This is a genomic window from Achromobacter sp. ISS7 (genome assembly GCF_056523125.1).
On sequence record NZ_JAWRZD010000001.1, the window covers coordinates 6,321,174 to 6,345,769 of the forward strand.

The 24,596-nt window shown below is 68.3% G+C and carries 20 protein-coding genes; 13 read left to right on the forward strand and 7 right to left on the reverse strand.

The window, feature by feature from the left end; genetic code table 11:
* Window positions 1-35: 35 nt before the first annotated feature.
* From AC1HFW_RS28765 to AC1HFW_RS28790, 6 genes are all read left to right on the forward strand, one after another.
* Entirely contained in the window at window positions 36-1,019 is a 984-nt protein-coding gene (locus AC1HFW_RS28765) for a M23 family metallopeptidase (RefSeq protein ID WP_035359989.1), read from the forward strand.
* A gap of 175 nt (window positions 1,020-1,194) precedes the next feature.
* Entirely contained in the window at window positions 1,195-3,930 is a 2,736-nt protein-coding gene (gene secA, locus AC1HFW_RS28770) for a preprotein translocase subunit SecA (RefSeq protein WP_006392962.1), read from the forward strand.
* A gap of 12 nt (window positions 3,931-3,942) precedes the next feature.
* A complete protein-coding gene (locus AC1HFW_RS28775; protein ID WP_238891692.1) occupies window positions 3,943-4,662 on the forward strand; it encodes a VOC family protein in 720 nt (239 codons plus the stop codon).
* 180 nt (window positions 4,663-4,842) lie between these two features.
* The gene (locus AC1HFW_RS28780) at window positions 4,843-5,586 is read left to right on the forward strand and encodes a GntR family transcriptional regulator (RefSeq protein WP_035361235.1); all 744 of its coding nucleotides are present in this window, start codon (window positions 4,843-4,845) and stop codon (window positions 5,584-5,586) included.
* On the forward strand, window positions 5,583-6,572 hold the full coding sequence (locus AC1HFW_RS28785; protein WP_479286069.1) for a tripartite tricarboxylate transporter substrate binding protein: 990 nt from the start codon (window positions 5,583-5,585) through the stop codon (window positions 6,570-6,572). Before AC1HFW_RS28780 ends, AC1HFW_RS28785 begins: the two co-directional genes overlap by 4 nt.
* A 59-nt stretch (window positions 6,573-6,631) precedes the next feature.
* Window positions 6,632-8,326, forward strand: a complete 1,695-nt coding sequence (locus AC1HFW_RS28790) for a thiamine pyrophosphate-binding protein (RefSeq protein WP_479286071.1) — start codon at window positions 6,632-6,634, stop codon at window positions 8,324-8,326.
* An 80-nt stretch (window positions 8,327-8,406) separates the two neighbouring features.
* Here the strand turns inward: AC1HFW_RS28790 and AC1HFW_RS28795 are convergent, their stop codons facing one another.
* Complete coding sequence (locus AC1HFW_RS28795; protein WP_479286073.1) at window positions 8,407-8,943, reverse strand: cysteine dioxygenase family protein; 537 nt, start codon at window positions 8,941-8,943, stop codon at window positions 8,407-8,409.
* Window positions 8,944-9,107: 164 nt separating this feature from the next.
* Here AC1HFW_RS28795 and AC1HFW_RS28800 point away from each other — a divergent pair, with 164 nt between their 5' ends.
* From AC1HFW_RS28800 to AC1HFW_RS28810, 3 genes are all read left to right on the forward strand, one after another.
* Window positions 9,108-9,887 (forward strand): SDR family oxidoreductase, encoded by a 780-nt coding sequence (locus AC1HFW_RS28800; protein WP_006392968.1) that lies wholly within the window; start codon window positions 9,108-9,110, stop codon window positions 9,885-9,887.
* A 103-nt stretch (window positions 9,888-9,990) separates the two neighbouring features.
* Window positions 9,991-10,449: an Lrp/AsnC family transcriptional regulator gene (locus tag AC1HFW_RS28805; protein WP_006388798.1), complete on the forward strand. Its 459-nt coding sequence runs from the start codon at window positions 9,991-9,993 to the stop codon at window positions 10,447-10,449.
* 230 nt (window positions 10,450-10,679) lie between these two features.
* The gene (locus AC1HFW_RS28810) at window positions 10,680-11,291 is read left to right on the forward strand and encodes a gamma-glutamylcyclotransferase (RefSeq protein ID WP_061072421.1); all 612 of its coding nucleotides are present in this window, start codon (window positions 10,680-10,682) and stop codon (window positions 11,289-11,291) included.
* Between the two features lie 40 nt (window positions 11,292-11,331).
* On the opposite strand, the gene pagP is transcribed toward AC1HFW_RS28810, so the two are convergent.
* The 4 genes from pagP to AC1HFW_RS28830 form a co-directional block, all read right to left on the reverse strand.
* Complete coding sequence (pagP, locus tag AC1HFW_RS28815; RefSeq protein WP_006392970.1) at window positions 11,332-11,886, reverse strand: lipid IV(A) palmitoyltransferase PagP; 555 nt, start codon at window positions 11,884-11,886, stop codon at window positions 11,332-11,334.
* Between the two features lie 131 nt (window positions 11,887-12,017).
* Window positions 12,018-13,490 (reverse strand): magnesium transporter, encoded by a 1,473-nt coding sequence (mgtE, locus tag AC1HFW_RS28820; protein WP_006392971.1) that lies wholly within the window; start codon window positions 13,488-13,490, stop codon window positions 12,018-12,020.
* Window positions 13,491-13,500: 10 nt separating this feature from the next.
* On the reverse strand, window positions 13,501-13,911 hold the full coding sequence (locus AC1HFW_RS28825) for an acyl-CoA thioesterase (RefSeq protein ID WP_479286075.1): 411 nt from the start codon (window positions 13,909-13,911) through the stop codon (window positions 13,501-13,503).
* Between the two features lie 103 nt (window positions 13,912-14,014).
* Window positions 14,015-15,103, reverse strand: coding sequence for a YeiH family protein (locus tag AC1HFW_RS28830; protein WP_006392973.1), 1,089 nt, complete (start codon window positions 15,101-15,103; stop codon window positions 14,015-14,017).
* 141 nt (window positions 15,104-15,244) lie between these two features.
* Here AC1HFW_RS28830 and AC1HFW_RS28835 point away from each other — a divergent pair, with 141 nt between their 5' ends.
* Window positions 15,245-16,144, forward strand: a complete 900-nt coding sequence (locus tag AC1HFW_RS28835) for a LysR family transcriptional regulator (protein WP_479286077.1) — start codon at window positions 15,245-15,247, stop codon at window positions 16,142-16,144.
* Window positions 16,145-16,151: 7 nt separating this feature from the next.
* Here AC1HFW_RS28835 and AC1HFW_RS28840 read toward each other — a convergent pair whose 3' ends face one another.
* The gene (locus AC1HFW_RS28840; protein ID WP_006392975.1) at window positions 16,152-17,348 is read right to left on the reverse strand and encodes a M20 aminoacylase family protein; all 1,197 of its coding nucleotides are present in this window, start codon (window positions 17,346-17,348) and stop codon (window positions 16,152-16,154) included.
* 76 nt (window positions 17,349-17,424) lie between these two features.
* Between AC1HFW_RS28840 and AC1HFW_RS28845 the strand changes: the two genes are divergently transcribed.
* The gene (locus AC1HFW_RS28845) at window positions 17,425-19,125 is read left to right on the forward strand and encodes an AMP-binding protein (RefSeq protein ID WP_035359991.1); all 1,701 of its coding nucleotides are present in this window, start codon (window positions 17,425-17,427) and stop codon (window positions 19,123-19,125) included.
* Between the two features lie 28 nt (window positions 19,126-19,153).
* On the opposite strand, the gene AC1HFW_RS28850 is transcribed toward AC1HFW_RS28845, so the two are convergent.
* Window positions 19,154-20,029: an inositol monophosphatase family protein gene (locus AC1HFW_RS28850; RefSeq protein ID WP_006392977.1), complete on the reverse strand. Its 876-nt coding sequence runs from the start codon at window positions 20,027-20,029 to the stop codon at window positions 19,154-19,156.
* 131 nt (window positions 20,030-20,160) lie between these two features.
* On the opposite strand from AC1HFW_RS28850, the gene mnmC reads away from it, so the two are divergent.
* Window positions 20,161-22,032 (forward strand): bifunctional tRNA (5-methylaminomethyl-2-thiouridine)(34)-methyltransferase MnmC2/FAD-dependent 5-carboxymethylaminomethyl-2-thiouridine(34) oxidoreductase MnmC1, encoded by a 1,872-nt coding sequence (gene mnmC / locus AC1HFW_RS28855; RefSeq protein WP_479286080.1) that lies wholly within the window; start codon window positions 20,161-20,163, stop codon window positions 22,030-22,032.
* Window positions 22,033-22,304: 272 nt separating this feature from the next.
* Window positions 22,305-24,530 carry a glycoside hydrolase family 31 protein gene (locus tag AC1HFW_RS28860; protein WP_104021623.1) on the forward strand — a complete coding sequence of 742 codons (2,226 nt, stop codon included), beginning with the start codon at window positions 22,305-22,307 and terminating at the stop codon, window positions 24,528-24,530.
* The last annotated feature ends 66 nt before the right edge of the window (window positions 24,531-24,596 follow it).

The window sequence follows — 24,596 nt, forward strand, 5'->3', positions numbered from 1 at the left end:
TGAGAATTAGGAAGCAAACCTTGAAAATCGTGATTATGCACGCCCGCGACGGGCGGGACGGGCATTTCACCCTGGGAGGCGCGCGTTTGGCGTTGTTTCTGGGGGGCGCGCTGATGACGGCCGCCATCTTCGGCGCCGCCCTTCAGCGCTACATTACACCCATCCTGCCCGCGGTACACACGGTGGGCTGGCCGCTGTCCGAACAGCCGGGACGCGATGCCGACTTCCTGCGCGGCAACATGAACCTGCTGGCCGCCAAGGTGGGCGCGCTGCAGGCCAAGCTGGTCAGCATCGACGGCCTGGGCCAGCGGGTGGCCAAGGTGGCGGGCGTGGCCTACACCGACCCCGAGGTCGCCAAGCAGCTGGTCGCGGCCCCCGCCGACAGCCAGCATGCCCCCGAGGCCACCCAGGTGATGGACGACCTGTTCACCGAGGGCACGCCGCCCAGCGCCGCCTCGGCCGAAGCCCTGGGCCGCCAGCTGGACGAGATCCAGGAACGGCTGGCCCTGCAGACCGACAACCTCAAGCTGCTGGACGCGGCGCTGACCCGGCGCTCGGCCGACCAGGCCCGCATGCCGACGGCGATGCCGATCACCGATTACCCCTATCTCAGCTCTTCCTACGGCTGGCGCCGCAACCCCGTGACCGGGCGTTCGGCCATGCACGAGGGGCTGGACTTCGCCGCGCCGCCGGGCACGCCGATCCTGGCGGCCTCGGGCGGGGTGGTGCTGGAAGCCAAGTTCCATCCCGGCTACGGCAACATGGTCGAGATCGACCATGGCGACGGCCTGATCACACGGTATGCCCACGCCTCGTCCCTGATGGTCAAGCAGGGGCAACTGGTCGAACGGGGCCAGCAGGTGGCGCGGGTCGGCTCGTCCGGCCGTTCCACCGGGCCGCACCTGCATTTCGAGGTCCGCCTGGCCGGACAGCCGCTGGATCCGCGGCTGTTCCTGGGGCCGCAGCAGAATGCCCCGCCGACGGTGGCGCAAGCCGGCGGCGGCAGCGCCGCGCGCTGACGCCCGATCCGGGCTACAGTGCCACCCTGGCCATAGGTCCAGGCTATTACGCTCCAGGTGCGTTAAACTGGTTCGTTTCCCAGCGGACCCCCGCTCAACCAAATAACATCAAGTCACGGGTCACGCCGACCCAGCCTTTCGGGGACGCGGCGGGGCTCGTGCGGCCGACATACGCATGGTTTCTCTGCTCAAAAAACTCATAGGTAGCCGCAACGACCGGCTGCTTAAGCAGTATCGCAAGCTGGTAACCCAGATCAATGGGCTGGAGCCCAAGATCTCCGCGCTCTCCGATGCGGAGCTGGCGGCCAAGACCGCGGAATTCCGTTCCCGCCATTCCCAGGGCACGTCGCTCGACGACCTGCTGCCCGAAGCCTTCGCCGTCGTGCGCGAGGCCGGCAAGCGGGTGTTCGGCATGCGCCACTTCGACGCGCAGCTGCTGGGCGGCATCGCCCTGCATAGCGGCAAGATCGCCGAAATGCGCACGGGCGAAGGCAAGACGCTGATGGCCACGCTGCCGGTCTACCTGAACGCGATCGCCGCCAAGGGCGTGCACGTGGTCACGGTGAACGACTACCTGGCCCGCCGCGACGCCGAATGGATGGGGCGCCTGTATCACTTCCTGGGCCTGTCCACGGGCGTGGTGGTGCCGCAGCAGCCGAACGAGGAAAAGAAGGCCGCCTACGCCGCCGACATCACCTACGGCACCAACAACGAATTCGGTTTCGACTACCTGCGCGACAACATGGAATACCGTGTTGACGACCGCCGCCAGCGTGGCCTGTTCTACGCCATCGTCGACGAAGTGGACTCGATCCTGATCGACGAGGCGCGCACGCCGCTGATCATCTCCGGCCAGGCCGAAGACCACACCGAGCTCTACATCCGCATGAACGCGGTGCCGCCGCTGCTGACCCGCATGGCCAGCGAGCCCAAGCCCCAGGAACCGGAACCCGAGGGCGACTACTGGGTCGACGAAAAGAGCCAGCAGGTCTACCTGTCGGAAGCCGGCCACGTCAATGCCGAAGGCATCCTGGCGCGCCTGGGCATCCTGCCCGAGGGCGAGTCGCTGTACGACCCGCGCCACATCGCGCTGATGCACCACCTGATGGTGTCGCTGCGCGCCAATACGCTGTTCTTCCGCGACCAGCAGTACGTGGTGCAGGACGGCGAAGTCATCATCGTCGACGAATTCACGGGCCGCCTGATGGTGGGCCGCCGCTGGTCCGATGGCCTGCACCAGGCGGTCGAAGCCAAGGAAGGCGTGAAGATCCAGCACGAGAACCAGACGCTGGCGTCGATCACCTTCCAGAACTACTTCCGCATGTACGAGAAGCTGTCCGGCATGACCGGCACGGCCGACACGGAAGCGTACGAATTCCAGGAAATCTACGGGCTCGAGACGGTCATCATCCCGACCAACAAGCCCATGATCCGCAAGGACCAGAACGACCAGGTCTTCAAGACGGACGCGGAAAAGTACAACGCCATCCTCGAAGACATCCGCGACTGCCACGAGCGCGGCCAGCCGGTGCTGGTGGGCACCACCAGCATCGAGAACTCCGAGCTGCTGTCGGGCCTGCTGAAAAAGGCCAAGCTGCCGCACGAAGTGCTGAACGCCAAGCAGCACGCGCGTGAAGCCGAGATCGTTGCCGAAGCCGGCAAGCCGGGCCACATCACCATCGCCACCAACATGGCCGGCCGCGGCACCGACATCGTGCTGGGCGGCAGCGTCGACAAGCAGATCGACCTGATCCGCGCCGACGAGTCGCTGTCCGAAGCCGAAAAGACCGCGCGCATCGAGAAGGTCCGCGCCGACTGGAAGCCGCTCAACGAGCAGGTCAAGGCCGCCGGCGGCCTGCGCATCATCGGCACCGAGCGCCACGAATCGCGCCGTATCGACAACCAGCTGCGTGGCCGTGCCGGCCGCCAGGGCGACCCGGGTTCGTCGCGCTTCTACCTGTCGCTGGAAGATTCGCTGATGCGCATCTTCGCGGGCGACCGCGTGCGCGCCATCATGGAACGCCTCAAGCTGCCCGAGGGCGAGCCGATCGAGGCCGGCATGGTGACACGTTCCATCGAGACCGCGCAGCGCAAGGTGGAAGGCCGCAACTTCGACATTCGCAAGCAACTGCTGGAATACGACGACGTCGCCAACGACCAGCGCAAGGTGCTGTACTCGCAGCGCAATGACGTGCTGGAAGCGGCCAGCGTCGGCGCCACGGTCGAGAACCTGCGCGACGCCGCGGTGGTCGACCTGTTCAACACCTACGTGCCGCCGGAATCGGTGGAAGAGCAGTGGGACATCCCGGCCCTGCAAAAGGCGCTGGAGGCCGACTGGCAGGTTCACCTGCCGTTGACCGAGATGCTCGAGAAGGAAGCCAACCTGACCGACGAGGATCTGCGCGAACGCGTGATCGCGGCGGCGCGCGACATCTACCAGGGCAAGGTCGAGCAGGTCGGCACCGAGTCGTGGTCGCAGTTCGAGCGTTCGATCATGCTGCAGGCGATCGACACGCACTGGCGCGAGCACCTGTCGGCGCTGGATTACCTGCGCCAGGGCATCCATCTGCGCGGCTATGCGCAGAAGAACCCCAAGCAGGAATACAAGCGCGAGGCCTTCGAATTGTTCTCGGGCATGCTGGACCGCATCCGTGACGACGTCGTGCGCGTGCTGATGACGGTGCGCGTGCAGTCGTCCGAGCAGGTCGAGCAGGCCGAGGCCGAAGCCGCCCAGTCGCATGTGCAGAACGTGCAGTACCACCACTCCGACTACGACGAGGCGCTGGCCCAGTCGGCCGACGACGCGGGCGCGCAGCCGGTGCGCAACGCGCTGCCCAAGGTGGGCCGCAACGATCCGTGCCCGTGCGGCAGTGGCAAGAAGTACAAGCAGTGCCACGGCAAGCTGGTCTGAGCGGATAACGCCATGCTGCATGCCGTCGGCCACACCGAGTTCGACCACGCCGTGGTCATGGTGCGCGACCGCCTGGATGCGCTGGCGCCCCACTTCGAGCGCCAGGGCTTTCACCTGAGCGACAAGGCGGTGCACAACCTGGGTTCGTGCAACCGCCTGATCGTGCTCGAAGGCACCTACGTCGAACTGCTGGGCTGGCCGCCCGGCGCGCCGCCGGCGCGCAAGGAAATCGCCGATTCGCCCTTCGGGCTCGAGGCGCTGGTGTTCCGCACCTATGACGCCGAGGCCACCCGCGAGCGCCTGCTCGCCGCCGGCTTTGCCGTCAATCCGATGCAGGAACTGTCCCGTCCGGCGATGCTGGATGGCCGGGAAGTCGAGGCCCGTTTCCATACTGTGCGCTTCGCCGAGCAACCGCTGCCCGGCATCCGCATGTATTTCTGTCGCCACCTGACGCCCGAGTGCGTCTGGTCGCCTGAACTGATGGCTCATCCCAACGGCGCCCGCAGCCTGCTGCGGATCGACGCCCGCGCGGCGCAGCCGCGGCAGGTGGCCGAGCGCCTCGCCCTGGTGGCCGGGGTGACGGCCGAAGCCGCCGCGGGCGGCTGGGACGTGCCGCTGGCCAACCTGCGCATCCACGTGCGCGAAGACGCCTCGGCGGTGACGCCGGTGCTGTCCACGCTGACGCTGGAAAACCGCGACGGCGCCCACTACACGCTCGATACGGGCGTCTGATCCTGCCTCCGCGCGCGGTCGCCGCGCGGGCCTTTTCCCTGTCTGACCTCGCCGTTTCTATTTTTTAGGGACGGCGCCTTGTCGCGCGTCTTGCGGGCAAACCCGGGTTGCCGGGCAAAGTGTATGCACTTTAGTATGCACTTCAACCCCACCCGGAGCGCCCAGGCGGCCGACACCCTCATGACGCCATCCCGACCCGCAGCCCGCACCATGGCCGGCCAGGCCGAGCTGTACAACGCCGTCAAGGCGATGGCGGTGAGTTTCGAGTTCAAGCCGGGCGAACGCATCAACGAAGTCGAGCTGGCCCGGCGCCTGAACGTGAGCCGCACGCCCCTGCGCGAAGTGCTCAACCAGTTGATGGTGGAGGGCTTCCTGACCCGCTCGGTGAACCGCGGCTTCATCGCGCGGCTGCTGGACGCCAAGCAGATCCACAGCCTCTATGAATACCGCGCGGTGCTCGAGGCCGGCATCGTGCGCGCCGCCTGCGAGCGCGCGACCGACGAGGAACTGGCGTCATTGCGCGCGTTCGTCGAGCGTTCGCGCGACGTGCCCGAGGACAGCGACGCGACCCGCCTGCTGGAACTGGACGAAGCCTTCCACCTGACGCTGGCGCGCTATTCGCGCAACGAGGAATTCGTGCGGGCGCTGGAAAGCGTCAACGCCCGCATCCATTTCGTGCGCTGGATCGACATGCAGCAGGGCCGTCGCAGCCATACCCAGGGCGAGCACATGCGCATCGTCCAGGCGCTGGAGCGGCGCGACATCGAGGCCTTGCCGGACATGATGCGCAGCCATATCGGCCGGCGGCTGGACCAGATCACCGATGTCATCCGCACCGGTTTTTCCACGATTTACATGCGGGACCAGGCCGAACCCGCCACGGCAGCGCCGGCCAACACCACAACAGCAGGGGAAAAAACATGACCTACACAACGATGCGGCGCGCCTTGGCGGCCGTTTGCGCGCTTGCCGCGCTGGGGGGCGGATTGGCCGCCGCGCCCGCCCGGGCGGAAGAAAAGCCGCTGATCCTGATGGTGCCGTATCCGCCCGGCGGCAGCACCGACATCCTGGCCCGTATCCTGCAGCCGCGGCTGTCCAAGGAACTGGGCGGCCGCGCCGTGGTGGTGGAAAACCGCCCGGGCGCCGCCAGCCAGATCGCCACCGCCTTCGTGGCGCGGGCCGAGCCCGACGGCAGCACGCTGCTGGTCAGCTTCGACAACCACGGCATCAACCCGGCGGTGAAGCCCAAGCTGCCCTACGACACCTTCAAGGACTTCGTCGCCATCACCCAGACCGTGCGCTTTCCGCTGGTGCTGGGCGCCAACCCGGGCGTGCCGGGCGACAACCTGAAGGAATTCCTGGCGGCCGCGGCCAAGCAGCCGCCCAACAAGTTCAACTACGCCTCCACCGGCGTGGGTTCGCTGAACCACCTGGCGCCCGAGGAACTCAAGCGCCTGTCCAAGGTGGAGCTGCTGCACGTGCCGTATGGCGGCGGCGGGCCGGCCATCCAGGCGGTGGTGGGCGGGCAGGCCAACATGACCTGGCTGAGCTTCGCCGCGCTGCGTGGCCAGATCCAGGCCGGCAAGATCAAGCCGCTGGCGGTGGCCGGCGAGAAGCGCCTGCCGGACCTGCCCAACGTGCCGACGGTGGCCGAGTCCGGCTTTCCCGGGTTCGTCGCGTATTCGTGGAGCGGCATGTTCGCGCCCAAGGGCACGCCGGAGGCGACCGTGAAGAAGCTGACACAGGCCTTCAATACCGTGCTGGCCGATCCCGACGTCAAGAAGAAGCTGGAAGAGGCGGGCTTCGAGATCGTGGCCTCGAACGGTCCGGCGCTGGATGCCTATGTGAAGGCGGAATACGACCGCTGGAGCAAGTTCATCAAGAGCAGCAACATCAACCTGGATAACTGAGCGGCCGGCGGCGGGGCGCGATGGCGCCTCGCCCGGTCCGCGCATCGCGTGGAGAAGACATGGATACCTTGACCGGCGCCGAAGCAATGGTGCGGATGCTGCAACACAACGGCGTCAAACATATTTTCGGCCTGTGCGGCGATACCAGCCTGCCGTTCTACGACGCGCTCTACCGGCTCGATCACGGCATGCAGCACATCCTGACCCGGGACGAGCGCAGCGCCGGCTACATGGCCGACGCCTATGCCCGCGTGACCGGCAAGGTCGGCGTGTGCGAAGGCCCGAGCGGCGGCGGCGCGACCTATCTGCTGCCGGGGCTGGTGGAGGCCAACGAGTCGTCCATCCCGGTGCTGGGCATCACGTCTGATGTGGCGGTGGGCTCGCGCGGCAAATACCCGCTGACCGAGCTGGACCAGGAAGCGCTGTACCGGCCGCTGACCAAGTGGAACCGCACCATCGACCGCGCCGACCAGATTCCCGGCATGGTGCGCGCGGCATTCCGCGCCATGACCACCGGCAAGCCCGGTTCGGCGCACCTGTGCTTCCCGTATGACGTGATGAAGCAGCAGGTCGATGCCGCCGACGTCTGGGCCCAGCCGGAACACGCGCAATTCCCCTCGCTGCGCTACGCGCCGGATCCGGCGGACGTGGCGCGCGCGGCGCAGCGCCTGGTGGGCGCGCGTTCTCCGGTCATCATTTGCGGCGGCGGCGTGGTGATCGCCGGCGCCAGCGGCGCGCTGCAGGAACTGGCCGAGAGCCTGAAGGCCGCGGTCTGCGTGACCGTCAGCGGCCAGGGCAGCCTGGCCGACACGCATCCGCTGAATGCGGGCGTGGTGGGCTCGAACGGCGGCGTGATGGCGACGCGCGACGTGGTGGCCGCGGCCGACGTGGTGCTGTTCGTCGGCTGCCGCGCGGGTTCGACCTCGACCGAGCACTGGCGCTTCCCGAACCGCGACGTGCCGATCCTGCACATCGACATCGACCCGATGGTGATCGGCGCCAACTACCTGACCGAGGTCGGCCTGGTGGGCGACGCCAGGCTGGCCCTGCAGGCGCTGGGCGCCGAAGTGCAGGCGCGCCTGGCGCACCGGCCGTCCGACGCGGCCGATGGCGCGGTGCTGGCGGGCCGCGCCAAGGCCGCGCGCCGCGCCCAGCTGGAGCCGCTGGCGAGCAGCATGGACGCGCCGATCCGTCCCGAACGCGTGGTGCAGTCGCTCAATCGCCTGCTGCCCGACGACGCGGTGGTGTGCGCCGACCCCGGCACGCCGTGCCCGTATTTCTCGGCCTACTACGACGTGTCGCGGCCCGGCCGCCACTTCATCACCAACCGCGCCCATGGCGCACTGGGCTTCTCGATGTCGGCGGCATTGGGCGCCTGGGTCGGCCGGCCGAACGCCAAGTGCGTGTCGGTGATGGGCGACGGCAGCTTCGGCTTCACGGTCGGCGAACTCGAAACCATCGTGCGCCACAAGGCGCCGCTGCTGATGATCGTGTTTTCGAACTCGGTCTATGGCTGGATCAAGGCCAGCCAGAAGGCCGGCTACGACAAGCGCTACTACAGCGTAGACTTCGATCGCACCGACCATGCCCGCATCGCCGAAGCCTATGGCGTGAAGGCCTGGCGGGTCGAGGACCCGGCCAAGCTGGACGCGGCCATCAAGGCGGCCATGGAGCATGACGGCCCGGCGCTGATCGACGTGGTGGCGCAGCCGCTGCAGGATGCGGCGGCGCCGGTCAGCCAGTGGATGGGCTGACAGGCCGGCAGGACAAGGCGGAGCCATTGGCTCCGCCTTTTTTCATGGGGCTTTGGTTGCTGATGATCGACGCCATGCGACTAATGCGTGGCGGGCGTGGGCACCAGGAGATTGACGCCGGTGCAGAGGTCGGCCTGGTCCACGCCATAGATGTGCAGGGACACCGCGACGCCGGGGCCGGCGTTGCCGAGCCGGTGGATCTGGCGCAGGCCCGGGGCGGCGGTGACGACGTCGCCCGGCCGGCGGCTGGCCTCGCCGCAGGGAATGGCCGCGGCGGCGGCTGGGTCCCAGCGGTAGTGGGTTTCGGCCAGCTCGCCCTGCAGGACCTGGTAGGTGCACCAGGTCTTGTGGCCATGCACCGGGCTGAACTGTCCCGGGCGCCAGATCAGGTAGGCGATAGTGAAGGCGCCATGCGGATCGGCATAGGCGATGTGGCGGGTGTAGGTGTCGGCGCGGCCGGCCCGCAGCTCTTCGGGCAGGCCGCGCAGCATGTCGCCGGCATTGGCGACGCTGCTGGCCAGCTCGCGCAGCAGGGCGCGGGCCGCGTTCATCTGGGCGACCTGCACCGATTCGCACAGCGAGCGCAGGTCTGCGGTGGCAAGTTGGACGGAGGTCATGGGCAGGCCCCTGGATGGCAAGGTTTCATCTTAGGGATTCGCGCTGGAATGCCATTGCCAAATTCGGCCGCCCGGACCCGAACATTAGAAAAAATTTCCACCCCCGCGGCGGCCCGCCGCTCCTATACTGATCCGCTTCACGGCACCACTCTGGAGGGTCAGGCATGGATCTGGGGATCAGCGGCAAGACGGCATTGGTATTCGGCGGCAGTCGCGGCATGGGCCGGGCCTGTGCCCTGCAATTGGCGCGCGAGGGCGTGGCGGTGACCATCGCGGCCCGCAACCCGCAGACGCTGGAGCAGGCCGCGACCGAGATCGCGCGCACGGCGGGCATCGGCGTGGGCTGGGTCTCGGCCGACCTGACGCTGCCGGAGGGGCGCGACGCCGCGCTGGCCGCGTGCCCGCACCCCGACATCCTGATCAACAATGCCGACGGCCCCATGCCGGGCGATTTCCGCGACTGGAGCCATGACGACTGGATCGCGGCGCTCGATTCCATGATGCTGGGCCCCATCGACATGATCCGCCGCGTGGTCGACGGCATGATCGAACGGCGCTTCGGACGCATCGTCAACATCGTCTCGCGCAGCGTCAAGGCGCCGCACGCCGAGCTGGGGCTGTCCAACGGCGCCCGCGCCGGGCTGATCGGCTTCGTCAGCGGCCTGGCGCGCCAGACCGTGCGCCACAACGTCACCATCAACAACCTGCTGCCGGGCGCCTTCGCCACCGACGCGCAGGCGCGCCACATCCGCGGCATGCTGGAGGAGGGCGGCAAGACCTTCGAACAGCTGTGGGACGAGCGCGGCCGCGCCAGCCCGGCCGGCCGCTACGGCCAGCCCGAGGAACTGGGGGCGCTGTGCGCCTACGTCTGCTCGGCGCACGCCGGCTACATGACGGCGCAGAACATCCTGCTCGATGGCGGCGGCTACCCCGGCACGTACTGAACCCGCGCCCGGGGCGGCTCCCTGGGCCGCTTAGGGTGTTCCGCGGCTGGACGCGAGCGGGGTGTCAGGGCAAGATTGCGGCGATATCGCTTGAGGAACCCCCATGGACCAGACGGACATCAAGATCTTGGCGTTGCTGCAGAAGGACGCCACCTGCTCGGTCGCCGAGATCGCCGAGCAGGTCAATCTGTCCGTCACCCCCTGCTGGCGCCGCATCCAGAAGCTCAAGGACGATGGCGTCATCGCCCGCAACGCGATCCTGCTGGACCCGCGCGCGCTGGGGCTGAACCTGACCGTGTTCGTCTCGATCAAGACCAGCCAGCACAACGAGAAATGGACCCAGAGCCTGATCAACGCGGTCATGGCGCTGCCGAACGTGGTCGAGTTCCACCGCATGGCCGGCGACATCGACTACCTGCTCAAGGTGGTGGTCGAGGACATGGCGGCCTATGACCGCTTCTACCGCCGCCTGATCGCCGCGGTCGACCTGCTGGACGTCAGCGCCAGTTTCTCGATGGAAGTCATCAAGAGCACCACCGAACTGCCGCTGGACGCGCTCTAGGCGCGGCGGCCGGCTCCCGCGCCACGCGGGCCGCCAACGGCCGCCTGGCCGGGCGGAAACCGGCCGGCGCGGCGAAGCGCAATTTTTTTCCCTGGCGCCGCCCTCCGGCGAATACAAATTTCTTTCGGCGTGTTGCGCGCGCCCCATCTCGCAATTCTTTTGCGCGGCAGGCGGCGTAGCATATCCCTCATTCCCGCCATGGGAATGAACCCGGGATATCAGAGGACCCTATGTCGTTGGCAGTACCCGCCGGCTGTGCCGGACTGGCGAAGACGCAACCCGCGTCGGTGGAAGAGCTTTTGGTTGGATGGAACGGCGCCGACGACCTGTGGGTGTTCGCCTACGGTTCCCTGATCTGGCATCCCGGTTTTGCCTGGCGCGAACGGCGCCTGGCGACGGTGCGCGGCTATCACCGCTCGCTGTGCCTGTGGTCGCACGACCATCGCGGCTCGCCCGACAATCCCGGGCTGGTGTTCGGCCTGGACCGCGGCGGCTGCTGCCGCGGCGTGGCCTTCCAGATCGCCGCCTGTGATGTCCCCTCGGTATTCGAGGCGCTGTGGCGCCGCGAGATGGTCACCGGCGCCTACACGCCGCGTTGGCTGGCCTGCCATACCGAGCAGGCGCCGGTGCGGGGGCTGGTGTTCCTGCTGAACCGCGCCTGCCAGGAATACGCCGCCGACCTGAGCGACGACCGCCTGCTGGCGTCGGTGCGCAACGCGGTCGGGCATTCGGGCCCGTGCCTGGATTACGTGGTGGAAACCGAAAAGGCGTTGCGCGCCCACGGCATTGACGATTGGCGCCTGGGCGAACTGGTGCGCCGGCTGGGCATGCAGCCCTGCTGAGCAGCGCGGCCCGCCGCGAGGGCGGCCCGCGCTTGGGCCGTCAGAAGGCCCAGCGGCCGAACATGAACAGCACGTTGCCCGCGCCGCGCGAACCGGGGATGTAGGTGGCGTACAGCATGGTGTCCTTGTAGCCGGCAGAGACCAGCGGCAGCACGCCGGGGAAGGGCACGTAGCTCATGATGTCGTGGCGCGCGGTCAGGAAGACCGTATAGCCGGCGCCCAGCCGGAAATTCTCGCTGACCCGGCCGATCTTCAGGAAACCATAGCCGGCGATCGGCTCGACCTTGCTGTGCGAGTCCAGGAACGCCATGGCGTACAGGCCCTGCCAGTCGCCGTCCTCGTCGTAGATGCTGCGGCCGTAGCCGCCGCCCCAGGCCAGTTCGTTGAAGCTGTTGATCTTTTCACGGCTGTACATGGCGCGGTTGTGCCACGCGTAGCCGCTGAAATAGAGATCGTTGCCGCCCTCGGTCCAGATCTGGTCCAGGCGTTGACAGGCGGATTGGGCCCAGGAAGGCAGGTTGTCGCAGGCGTGCGCGGCAGCGCTGAAGGTGGATAGCAGCAGGCAAAAAAGCGCTGCCCGAATTCTGGCGGTCATTGTAGGGACAGAAAATGATGACATCTCCGTTACTGTAACGGAGCGGTCGCCAGATTGACTGTCATGCCGCTGTCAAATACGCCTTCGGGACATCCGGTGAAACATTCGCGTGCGGGTCCGTTGTGGACGCGCTACAGCAGGAAAATGGTCGCCAGGCCCAGGAAGATGAAAAAGCCCAGGGAGTCCGTCGCGAAGGTCAGCAGGACCGAGGAGCCCATGGCCGGATCCTTGCCGAAACGGGCCCGCACCATCGGCACCAGCACTCCGACCGAGGCGCCCACCAGCATGTTGCAGATCATGGCGGCCATCATGACCAGCGCGATCGACAGCGAGTGCGAAATCACCCAGGCGAACAGGGCCGCCACCAGGCTGCCGCACAGGCCCACCATCAGGGTCACGAACAGTTCGCGCTTGACCAGCTGCCACAGGTTGCGGCCGGTGATCCGGCCCATCGCCAGGGCGCGGATGATCAGCGTCATGGTCTGGTTGCCCGAGTTGCCGCCGATGCCGGCGACGATGGACATCAGGAACGCCAGGATCACGATCTGGCTGACCGTGCCTTCGAACTGCGACGCCACGAACGAGGCCGTGGCGGCGGTACAGAGGTTGAACAGCAGCCAGGGCGCGCGGTTGCGCAGCGCGGTGCTGACCGGCGCGAAGATGTCTTCTTCCTGCAGGCCGGCGCGCGACAGGGCCTGTTCCTGCGAGTCTTCGCGCATCACGTCGACCACGTCGGCGATGGTGACGCGGCCGATCAGGCGGCCCTGGTCGTCCATCACGGGGGCGGAAACCAGGTCGTAGCGTTCGAACGCGCCGGCGGCGTCGGCGTCGGAGTCGAGCGGGTTGAGCGTCAGGAAGTCGGCGTTCATGACCGCGCGCACTTCGGTTTCGGGTTCGCTGACCAGCAGCCGCGACAGCGGCAGGATGCCCTGCAGCTTGTCCTGGCGGTCGACCACGAAGATCTGGTCGGTATGATCGGGCAGTTCGTGCAGGCGGCGCAGGTAGCGCAGCACCACTTCGAGCGTGACGTCCTCGCGCACCCGGACCATCTCGAAGTCCATGATGGCGCCGACGCTGTCTTCCGGATAGCCCATGGCTTCCAGCAGCTGCGCGCGCTCTTCCTCGGTCAGGCCCTTCTGGACCTCGGCCACCACGTCCGGCGGCAGGTCGGGCGCCAGGTCCGCCAGTTCGTCGGCGTCCATGTTGCCGGTGGCGGCCACCAGGTCCTGGCGGTCCATCGCCTCGATCAGCGATTCGCGCACCCAGTCTTCGACCTCGAGCAGCACGTCGGCGTCATGCTCGGGGCTGACCAGCTTCCAGATCGTCTGGCGTTCATCCTTGGGCAGCGATTCGAGGATGAAGGCGATGTCCGCGGGATGCAGGCCGTCCAGCAGGGTCTTGAGCTCCGCCTCGTGCTGGCGGTGCACCAGGTCTTCGACCAGGTTGGCCTTGGCGTCGCCTTCTTCCTGGCGATGCACCAGGTCGGCCACCAGCTGCTGGCGGCGCAGGCGTTCCTGGACTTCGGCCAGGGCGTGCTGCGCGTCTTCCGGGTCGAGGCGGCGGGGCGTCGCGGGCGGTTTCTGCGCGGCGGCGGACTGCGTCATGCGATACGGCTCAAAGAATGGGGAGAGGGCGGCTGCGCCGCGCTTCGTCGGTGGCGACGTAGGTCAGCGTGGCTTCGGTGACCTTGACGACTTCGGCATCCAGGCGCTGGCGTTCCGCGTAGACCTCGACCGAGACGGTGATGGAGGTCTTGCCGGTCTTGATGATGGAAGTATAGAAGCTGAGCAGGTCGCCCACGAACACGGGCTGCTTGAACTGGAACGCATTGACGGCGACGGTGGCGACCCGGCCGGCCGCGCGGCGGGCAGCGGGAATCGACCCGGCGATGTCGACCTGGGACATGATCCAGCCGCCGAAAACGTCCCCGTGGATGTTGGCGTCCGCGGGCATCGGCATGACGCGCAATACCGCGTCGCGATTGGCGGGCAAAGTCGTGAAGGGAGTTTTGGTGCTGGTGGTCATGCGGCCGGCTCCAATGCAAGGCAACCAGCCGATTATGCAGGAAAAACGGGGCGCCGGCGCGGGCCGGCGCCCCGTCGGGACGCTTTATCGAAGCGGGCGCGGATCAGGACGCCAGCTTGACGATGCCGTAGCCGCCGACCAGCAGCCAGACGTACAGGATCAGGCCCAGCGCCATCACGCGGGGACCGGCCTTGCGGATGTTGGCGAAGCGGGTTTCGATGCCCAGCGCGGTCATGGCCATGGTCAGGGCGAAGACGTCCAGGCGGCGGATGGCAGCGACGACGTCGGCCGGGATGATGTTGAGCGAGTTGATGATGGCCAGGACCAGGAAGCCGACCGCGAACCAGGGGATCGGCAGCTTGGCGCCCTTGGCGCTACCGCCGGCGTGGCTGGCGGCGCTGCGCAGGTACAGGCCGAGGATCAGCAGCACCGGCACCAGCAGCGCGACGCGGGTCATCTTGACGATGGTGGCGACTTCCGTGGTGGCGGGGTCGATGTTGCTGGCCGCGCCGACCACCTGCGCCACTTCGTGGATGGTGCCGCCGATATAGATGCCCAGCGACTGGGTGTCGAACGGCAGCCAGCCGGCGTGATACAGCACCGGGTACAGGAACATCGACAGCGTGCCGAACAGCACCACCGTGGCCACTGCCACGGCGCTCTTGTGCGGCTGCGCCCGCAGGGTCGGTTCGAAGGCCAGCACGGCGGCCGCGCCACAGATGGCGCTGCCGGCGGCGGTCAGCATGGCGGTGTCGCGATCCAGCCCGAGCAGGCGCTGGCCGACCCAGGTGCCGATCAGCAGCGTGCCCACCACCACCGCCACCGAGACGGCCAGGCCCGGCAGGCCGACGGCGGCGATCTGCTGGATGCTGATGTTCAGGCCGTAGAAGGCCACGGCGATGCGCAGCAGGCGGCGCGCGGTGAAGTTGACGCCCACGCCCCAGTCGACCGGCATGGTGCCGCGCAGGAAATTGCCGTACAGCATGCCGCAGACGATGCCGACCACCAGCGGCGAAAAGCCCAGCTGGCGGATGGCGGGCAGGTCCGCCAGCTGCATGACCGCGGCCGACATCAGGCCGACGAACAGGACGCCGTTGAGCTTGTCGCGCCAGGGCGTGGCCGTGGCGGCCGAGGGGGCTGGCGCGGCGGGGGCGGCGGCCGGTTGGGGGACGGTGGTGCTGGCGGTGCTCATGGCGGGCCTTTGTGCATATCTAAATAACTAGGCGAAATATTAATTTCATGGTCGTTATTTGGAAAATTTTCATTTTTGATATGAAATATCGGAAATTCTGATAATTAAGCGGCCACGGGCTTCCCCGGGCTGGAATGATCCATGACCCCCGACCAATTGCTCACCTTCGCCACCGTGGCCGATGCCGGCAACATCAGCCGCGCGGCGCAGCAACTGCACCTGTCGCAGCCGGCCGTGTCGGGCCAGTTGCGCGCCTTGCAGGAATGGTTCGGCGAGCCGCTGTACCGCCGCAGCGGCCACGGCATCGCCCTCACCGAAGCGGGCGAGCGCCTGGCCGAGCAGGCGCGCCAGCTGCGCCAGGTGTATCGCCAGGCCCACGCGGTGCGGGAGTCCTGGCGCGGCCTGGAAACCGGCGTGCTGCGGCTGGGGGCCAGCACCACCCCCGCCAGCTACCTGTTGCCCGCCCTGGTGGCCGATTTCCGCCAGGCGTTTCCGGCGGTCAGCCTGCACCTGTCCGATGGCAACACCCGCGAGATCGTCGAGCGCCTGCCCGCGCTGGACCTGGCGTTCATCGAGGGCGACGTGCCGGCGGGCCTGCCCGCCGATACCGCGGTGCACGCCTGGCGGCAGGACGAAGTGGTGGCGATCGTGCGGGCCGATCACGCGCTGGCCGGCAAGGGCGCGGTGACGCTGCGCGACCTGGCGCAGTCGGCGCTGGTGATGCGGGAACCGGGTTCAGGCGTGCGGCGGCTGGTCGAGCGGGCGTTCGCCGATGCCGGCCTGGCGCCGTCGATCGGGCTGGAACTGGCCGGGGTGGAGGGGGTGAAACAGGCGGTGCGGGCCGGACTGGGCGTGGGCTTCGTGTCGGCCATGTCGATGCGGCACGAGGACGGCGCGCTGGCCGCGTTGCGGCTGTTGCCGCGGCCGCTGACGCGCACGCTGAGCATCCTGGTGCCGCACGCGGATGCCGCCGCCCGCGCCGCCCAGCGCTTCCTGGCGATGTGCCAGGCGGTGCGCTCGGGGCAGGGGGGCGGCTTCTAGCGGGGCGTCAGGGCTTGGCCAGGCGCTTGAGCGCCAGTTGCACCCAGTAGGTGCCGCCCAGCGCCAGCAGGTCGTCGTTGAAGTCGTAGCTGCCGTTGTGCAGCATGCACGGGCCCAGGCCGTGGCCGGCGGCGCGGTGGTCGCCAACGCCATTGCCGATCCAGACGTAGCAGCCCGGCAGTTCCTGCAGCATGAAGGCGAAGTCCTCGGCGCCCATGGTGGGCTGCACGTGGTCGTTGACCTTGTCGTCGCCGACGATGTCGCGCATCACGTCGGCGCAGAACGCGGCTTCCTCGGGATGGTTGATGGTGGGCGGATAGTTGCGCTGGAAGGTGAACTCCACTTCGCAATCCATGGCGGCGCAGGTGTGGCGGGCGATCTCTTCCATGCGGCGTTCGATCAGGTCCAGCACGTCCAGCGTGAAGGTGCGCACCGTGCCGCGCAGTTCGGCGTGGTTGGGCACGACGTTGTCGGCGCTGCCGGCGTGGATCTGCGTGATGCTGAGCACCGCGGCGTCGAGCGGATTGCGGTTGCGCGTGATGATGGTCTGCAGCGATTGCGCCAGCTGCACCGCCGCCATCACCGGGTCGATGCCCAGGTTGGGCATGCCGGCATGGGTGCCCTTGCCCTTGACCACGATGGAGAATTCGTTGCTGGAGGCCATGATGGGGCCGGCGGTCACGCCGAACTGGCCGGGCGCCATGCCGGGCCAGTTGTGCATGCCGAACACGGCTTCCATCGGGAAGCGGGTGAACAGGCCGTCGTCGATCATGCGCTTGGCGCCGCCGCCGCCTTCCTCGGCGGGCTGGAAGATCACGTAGACCGTGCCCGCGAAGTCGCGGTGCTGCGCCAGGTAGCGCGCGGCGGCCAGCAGCATGGCGGTGTGGCCGTCATGGCCACAGGCGTGCATCTTGCCGGCGTGCTTGCTGGCGTGGGCGAAGGTATTGGCTTCCTGCATGGGCAGGGCGTCCATGTCGGCGCGCAGGCCGACGGCGCGTTCGCCGGGGCGGTCGCCGCGGATGATGCCGACCACGCCGGTGCCGCCGAGGCCGCGATGGATTTCAATGCCCCATTCTTCGAGCTTGGCCGCGACCACGTCGGCGGTGCGGAATTCCTCGAATGCCAATTCGGGATGCGCGTGGATGTCGCGTCGGATCTGGGAGATATCGTCGCGCCAGGCAACGATGGGATCGAGGAGTTTCATGGGAAGAATCAGGCGGAATTTGGGAACGCAACAAGGTTATCATCAATCAAAAACCAATTTAATGGAGACAAACACCATGACCCGTCCGTGGCTTGCCCATTACCCGAAAGGGGTGCCCGCCGATATTTCCGTCGACGGCTACGCGTCGCTGACCGACCTGCTGGACCGGGCCTGCAAGCAGTACGCGACCCGCATCGCCTGCACCGCCATGGGAAGCGACATCACCTATGCGCAACTGGACGCGCATGGCCGCGGGTTCGCCGCCTGGCTGCAAAGCCTGGGGCTGCCCAAGGGATCGCGGGTCGCGCTGATGATGCCCAACGTGCCGGCCTACCTGGTGGCGCTGCTGGGCACGCTGCGAGCCGGCCACGCGGTGGTCAACGTCAATCCGCTCTATACCCCCGATGAACTGCAGCGGCAGTTGCTGGACAGCGGCGCGGCGGTCATCGTCATCCTCGAGAATTTCGCCCACACGCTGCAGAGCGTGTCCGACCGCGGCCAGCTCAAGCACGTCGTGGTGACCGGGCCGGGCGACCTGCTGGGCGGCCTGAAGGCGCCGCTGGTGAACCTGGCGGCGCGCTATATCAAGAAGCTGGTGCCCGCGTGGCACATCGATGGCGCGCAGATGCTGCCCAAGGTGCTGGCCACGGGCGCGGGCCTGCCGTTCACTGCGCCGGCCATCTCGATGGACGACCTGGCGGTGCTGCAATATACCGGCGGCACCACCGGCGTGCCCAAGGGGGCGATGCTGACGCACCGCAACCTGACGTCCAACGTGATGCAGATGGAAGCGGTGGCGGCGCCCGCGCTGCACGACATGACGGATCGCCAGATCACCGTGCTGAGCGCCTTGCCGCTGTACCACGTGTTCGCCATGACGGTCTGCGGCCTGTATGGCATGTACGCGGGCATGCGCAACGTGCTGGTCATCAACCCGCGCGACCAGCCGTCGCTGATCAACGCCTGGCGCAAGACGCCGATCAACGTGTTTCCCGGCGTCAATACGCTGTTCAACGCGCTGGTCCATAACGAGGATTTCGCCAGGCTCGACTTTTCCGGGCTGCGGCTGGCGCTGGGCGGAGGCATGGCGGTGCAGCAGGCGGTGGCAGAGCGCTGGCTGAAGATCACCGGGCGGCCGCTGATCGAAGGCTATGGCCTGTCGGAAACCTCGCCGGTGGCCACGGTCAATCCGTGCGATGCCACGGCGTATTCCGGTTCCATCGGCCTGCCGCTGCCGTCCACCTATGTCGCCATCCTCGACGATGCCGGCAACGAGGTGCCGCTGGGCGAGCGCGGCGAAGTCAGCATCCGCGGGCCGCAGGTCATGGCCGGCTATTGGCAGAAGCCCGACGAGACCCGTGATGTCATGACGGCCGACGGATTCTTCCGCACCGGCGACATCGGCATCATGGACGACAAGGGCTATACGCGCATCGTTGACCGCAAGAAGGACATGATCACCGTGTCCGGATTCAAGGTCTACCCGAACGAGGTCGAGGCGGCGGTGTCGCAGATGCCGGGCGTGCTCGAATGCGCCGCCATCGGCGTGCCGGACGAGCATTCGGGCGAGGCCGTGAAGGTGTTCGTGGTGAAGAAGGACGCGTCGCTGACCGAGGCCCAGGTGCAGCAGTGGTGCAAGGACAAGCTGACCGGCTACAAGCGGCCGCGTTTCGTCGAGTTCCGCGACGAGCTGCCCAAGAGCAACGTCGGCAAGATCCTGCGGCGCGAATTGCGTCCGGGCGCCGAGGCCGCCGCGCCGCAGGGCCAGGCGGCCTGAGCGCGCGGGACGTGTGGACGGCCGGGTCTCAGCCCGGCTGGTCCAGGTGCGGGGCGATCATCTCGTGCAGGGCGCGTTCGATGTCGGGATTGCCGGCCACGACGCGTCCGCCGATGGGCCAGGAGTCCTGCTGGTGCATGTCGCTGCAGGCGCCGCCGGCTTCGCGCACGATCAGCGTGCCCGCGGCCACGTCCCAGGGCGCCAGTCCCATTTCCCAATAGCCGTCATAGCGGCCGCAGGCGGTCCAGGCCAGGTCCAGCGCGGCCGCGCCCATGCGTCGCACGCCGCGGGCGCGGTTGATGGCGTCATGCAGCATCGGCATGTACTGGCTGGCGAAGGAAAAGTCGCGGAAGGGAAAGCCCGTCGCCAGCACGGCGTCGTCCAGCGTGCGGGTGCGCGAGCAGTTGATGCGGCGGCCGTTGAGCCAGGCGCCCAGGCCGTACACGGCGGTGAACAGTTCTTCGCGGCAGGGGTCGTAGACCACGCCGGCCACGGGCGTGTCGCGCGCCAGGCGCTCGGTGGGGGAGACCGCGGTGCCGGCGTGCGCGATCAGCGCGATCGACACGGCATAGTGCGGAATGTCGTGCAGGAAATTGGTGGTGCCATCGAGCGGGTCGATGTACCAGGTGGCGGCGCCTTGCGCCTGGCCGCCGGTCTCTTCGGCGACGATGCCGAACTTGGGCGTGCGCGCCTGCAGTTGCTCGATGATCGCGGCCTCGGCCTCGCGGTCGGCCTGGGACACGAGATCATTGCGCGCCTTGCGATCGATCACGAGATCGGCGCGATGATGCGCGTAGGATTGCAGGATGGCCGCGCCGGCGTGGGCTGCCGTGACCGCGGCGTCGAGCGCGGCGCACAGGTCTACGGGCGAGGCGAGCGAGCGGGGCGGGTCATAGGTTTCCATGAAACCAGTGTAAGCCCAGGCATGCGTCAAATCCGTGGCGGCGCGGCAAAAGCCGCGATGCCCGTGGTGCGTATCCAACGCAGCCGGCCGCGCCAGCCGATAATCCGTGTTTTCCGCTCACCGCTGTTTCCATGTCTTCGTCCTACGTGCCCCTGACCCCCGCGGTCGCTGAATTCGATGCGCAAGGCCGGCTCTACAGCCCGGCCTATGGCGACGTCTACCACTCGCCGTCGGGCGCGCTGGGCCAGGCCGAACACGTTTTCCTGCGGGGCAACGGCCTGCCGGAACGCTGGCGCGGACGCGATGCCTTCACGGTCTGCGAGACCGGTTTCGGCCTGGGGCTCAATTTCCTGGCGTTGTGGCGCGCCTGGCGCGACGATCCGCAGCGCTCGCGCGGCCTGCACGTGGTGTCGCTGGAGGCGCACCCCTTCGGCCGCGCGGACCTGCAGGCGTTGCTGGCGCGCCATGCGCCCGAGCCCGTGGCCGCGCTGGCGACGCAACTGGCGGCGCAATGGCCCGCCTTGCTGCCCGGCCTGCACCGGCTGGAATTCGAAGGCGGCGCGGTGACGCTGACGCTTGGTTTCGGCGATGCGCAAGCGCTGGCGCCGCGGCTGGCGGCGCGGGTCGATGCGTATTTCCTGGATGGTTTCGCGCCGGAGCGCAATCCGCGCATGTGGCAGGCCGCCTTGCTCAAGGACCTGGCGCGGCTGGCCGCGCCGCAGGCCACGGTGGCCACCTGGGCCTGCACCGGCGAATTGCGCCAGGCCCTGCGCGATGCGGGGTTCGACGTGCGGCGGGCGCCGGGCTATGGCGGCAAATGGCACATGACGGTGGGCACCGCCGCGGCCGGCGCCGATGCCGCGCCGGCCGCGGTGGCCGAGGATGGCCGCCATGCGCTGGTGGTGGGGGCGGGCCTGGCGGGCGCGGGCATCGCGCAGTCCCTGGCGCTGCGAGGCTGGCGCGTGACGGTGCTGGATGCGGCGCTGGCGCGGGGCGCGCTGGCCCATGCCGGCCACGCCGCGGCGGCGCTGACGCCGGTGCTGGCGCGCGACGACAACGCCCGCGCGCGCCTGTCGCGCGCCGGCAGCGGACGCGCCCAGGCTCGTTGGGCCGGGCTGGCCGGCGGCGCCGCGCCGACCGTGTGCGGCACCGTGCAATTGGAACGTGACGCCGGCCGCGCCGCCGCGCTGGAGGAAACCCTGTCGGTGCTGGCGTTTCCGCGCGACTGGGTGCGCGCGGTCAGCCGCGACGAGGCCAGCGCGCTGGCCGGATTGCCGTTGGCGCGCGGCGGCATCTTCTTTGGGCAGGGCATGCTGGTGCAGCCCGCCCGGTTGATTCCGGCCTTGCTGGCGACGCCCGGCGTGAGCGTGGCGGCGGGGATGGTGGAGCGGGTGGCGCCCGATGGCGCCGGGTGGCGCGCGCTGGACGCCGCGGACGTGGAGTTGGCGCGGGCCGACATCGTGATCCTGGCCAACGCTTTCGGCGCGCAGGGCGTGCTGGCCGCCAGTGATCTGCTGGCGCCGCTGCCTCGGGTGGCGCAGATGCACGCGCTGGCGGGCGAGGTCACGCTGGTGCCGGCGGCGGCGCTGGACGGCGGTCCGCGTTGCGTGGTGGGGGGCGAGGGCTACCTGCTGCCGGACACCGGCGCCGGCTGCGTGGCGGGCAGCACCTACGTGCACGGCGCCACCGAGGCGCATATTGGCGCCGAAGGTCAGCGCGTGACCTTGGACAAGGCGGCGGGATTGCTGGGCGGCGGCTTCCCGGCCTTCGACGCCCTGGTGCCGGGCACCCTGCCGGGCTGGGCGGGGTGGCGGGCGGTCTTGCCGGGGCGCCTGCCCGCCGTGGGCGAGCTGGCCCATGTGCCCGGGCTGTGGCTGGCGGCCGGCTACGCGTCGCGCGGGCTGTCCTGGTCGGCGCTGATGGGGGACCTGATCGCGGCCCGGCTTTGCGGCGAGCCGTCACCTCTTGAAACCGATCTGTCCCGGTTGATCGCGCCACGCTGAAAAAAACTTCTGCGGGGGTGCCAGGGGCGGAATGGGGTGGCGTAGAATTGTGGCAAATGCCAGGATTTGGCGCCAAATGAGCCCGCGTTGGGGGCAGGTTTGGTGTTCCGGGGGCGTTCTGGCGATGACTCGCGGGAGGCCCTTGGGGGGCTTTGCGACCCCTTTTTTTGGATGATATCGCCATCCAAAAGAGGGACCGAGTTTATTTCAAAGCTCAAATCCGTCAAAATAGCGTCTTTTGATGGTTTTTGGCTTAAGCCGGGGGATGCTCTGTGCCGCCCAAGTTCGACTTTGCCCATACTACCCAGCTCGACACCATCGAGCTGCTGACGTCCCGCCCCAGTCGCATCGATTTCGACGCGGGCGATGGGTTGCACCTGGTAGTCGAGGCGCATGCGCCTGGTGTGTTTCGCCTGCGCTGCGGCGAGGCGAACCACCTTACCGATGACAAACCCGGCGCGCGCGCGCGCGCCGTGGCCGAGATGCTGCTCGCGCGCCAGGAGGCGGTGGGCGAGGCCGCCATCGCCCCGCGCGAAGGCGGGGACGGTTGGCGCATCACCCAGGGCGACGTGGCCCTGGAGCTCCAATCCAACCCGGTGCGCTTTGCGCTCTACCGCAACGAAGAGCGGGTGTTCGAGTCCGAGGTTTCCGCGCATACGCCCGCATTCGGGCACAACGCGCTGGACCAGGCCGACGACGCGGTCTGGACGGCGGGGTTCACCCTGCTGCCGGACGAGCGCGTGTACGGCCTGGGCGAAACCCCGGGCGACCTGAACCGCCGCGAAGAATCCGTGGTCTCCGACGATCCCGAGCATCGCGCGCTGCCGCTGGCATGGAGCCCGCGCGGCTGGGGGCTGTACGTCAACACGATGCGCCGCGTCGAGCACGCGGTCGGCACGGCGCCGGCCGATTCGGCCTACGTCGTCAGTGTCGACGACGTGGTGCTGGACGTGTTCCTGTTCGCCGGCGAGCCCGCCGAAATCCTCAATCAGTACACCGCGTTGACCGGCCGCGCCGGCCAGCCCGTGCTGTGGGCGATGGGCGCGTGGCTGCAGCAGGCCAGCGGCGAGATGCCGACGCAGACCGTGGCCCTGGTGGGCCGCATGCGCGAGAACCAGATTCCGGTCGACGCCGTGACCCTGGCGCAGCCGGCGGCCTGGGGCTTCCAGGCCGACAAGACCGTGTTCGAATGGGACGCCCAGCGCTTCCCCGACGCCAAGCAGATGCTGGCGCTGTTCCACAAGCACAACGTGCACGTGGCGGCGTCCGGTTTTCCCGGCGTCATCAAGACCAGCCCGCTGTTCGAGGAACTCGAAGACCGTGGCTGGCTGCTGACGCGTGAAGACGGCTCGGCGCAGGTGTTTGACGGCATCGCCGCCACCTCCGGCCAGCCCTACGGCCTGCTGGACCTGACCTATCGCGATATCTACAACCTGTGGGTCGAGCGCCACCGCCAACTGGTCGAGGACGGCCTGGACGCGCCGGCCTGCGACGCCCAGATCGCCATCCCCGACGGTGTCACCGCCCGCAATGGCGAGACCGGCCCGGCGCTGCGCAGCATGTATCCGCTGCTGGTGCGCCGCGCGCTGTTCGACGCCGTCGCCGGCCTGAAAGTGCCGCCCGAAGGCGTGGTGCCCAGCACCGACCTGTTCCCCGCCGCGCAGCGCCTGCCGTGGCAGGTGGGGCCGCAGGTCGACAACACCTGGGACGGCCTGCGCCATACCCTGCGCACCGCGCTGTCGATCGGCGCCTCGGGCCTGCCGGTCCAGGTGCACGGCATCGGCACCGGTTCGCGCGGCACCGCCGACATGACGCCGGAGCTGTACCTGCGCTGGCTGACCGCCGGCGTGTTCTCGGCGAACTTCTCGTTCCAGGGCGTGAACGGCCTGCTGCCGTGGGACTTCGGCGACGAGACGCTGGCCCAGGTCAAGACCTGGATGCAATGGCGCTATCGCCTGGTGCCCTATGTGTTGGGCGCCATCGAGGATGCCGCGCGCACCGGCCTGCCGGTGCAGCGTTCCATGGCGCTGTCGTTCCCGAACGATCCGCATGCCCACGAATGGGATCTGCAATACCTGCTGGGCCCGGCCCTGCTGGTGGCGCCGATCACCGCGCCGGGCAAGCAGGTGCGGGTGTACCTGCCCAAGGGCGAAGCCTGGTGGGACCTTAACACCGGCCATCGCTACGAAGGCGGCACCACCTGGACCATCGACTGCGACCACGGCCAGTTCCCGGTATTCGGCCGCGAAGGGCACATGCTCTGTCTCGGCCCGGCGGCGCAGCACACGGGTGAATTCAATTCGGCCCGCATCCTCGACGAAGTCTGGATGTTTGGCATGCCTGTGCACAACCCGGTGGTCATGCGCAACAAGATCCGCGTCATGCAGATGCAGGGCTCCAGCTACATCAAGGGGTTGGAAGGCCTGCGCATTTCGCCGTCGGAAGGCCTGGAGGTCAAGCGCCGCGGCGCCGAGGTCCGTATCTCCCGCGCTCGTTGAGCCAGGCGGGGCCGGTCCGCCGGCCTCCGATGCAAAAAGGGCAGTCAGGAAGGCTTTCCTTCCCGA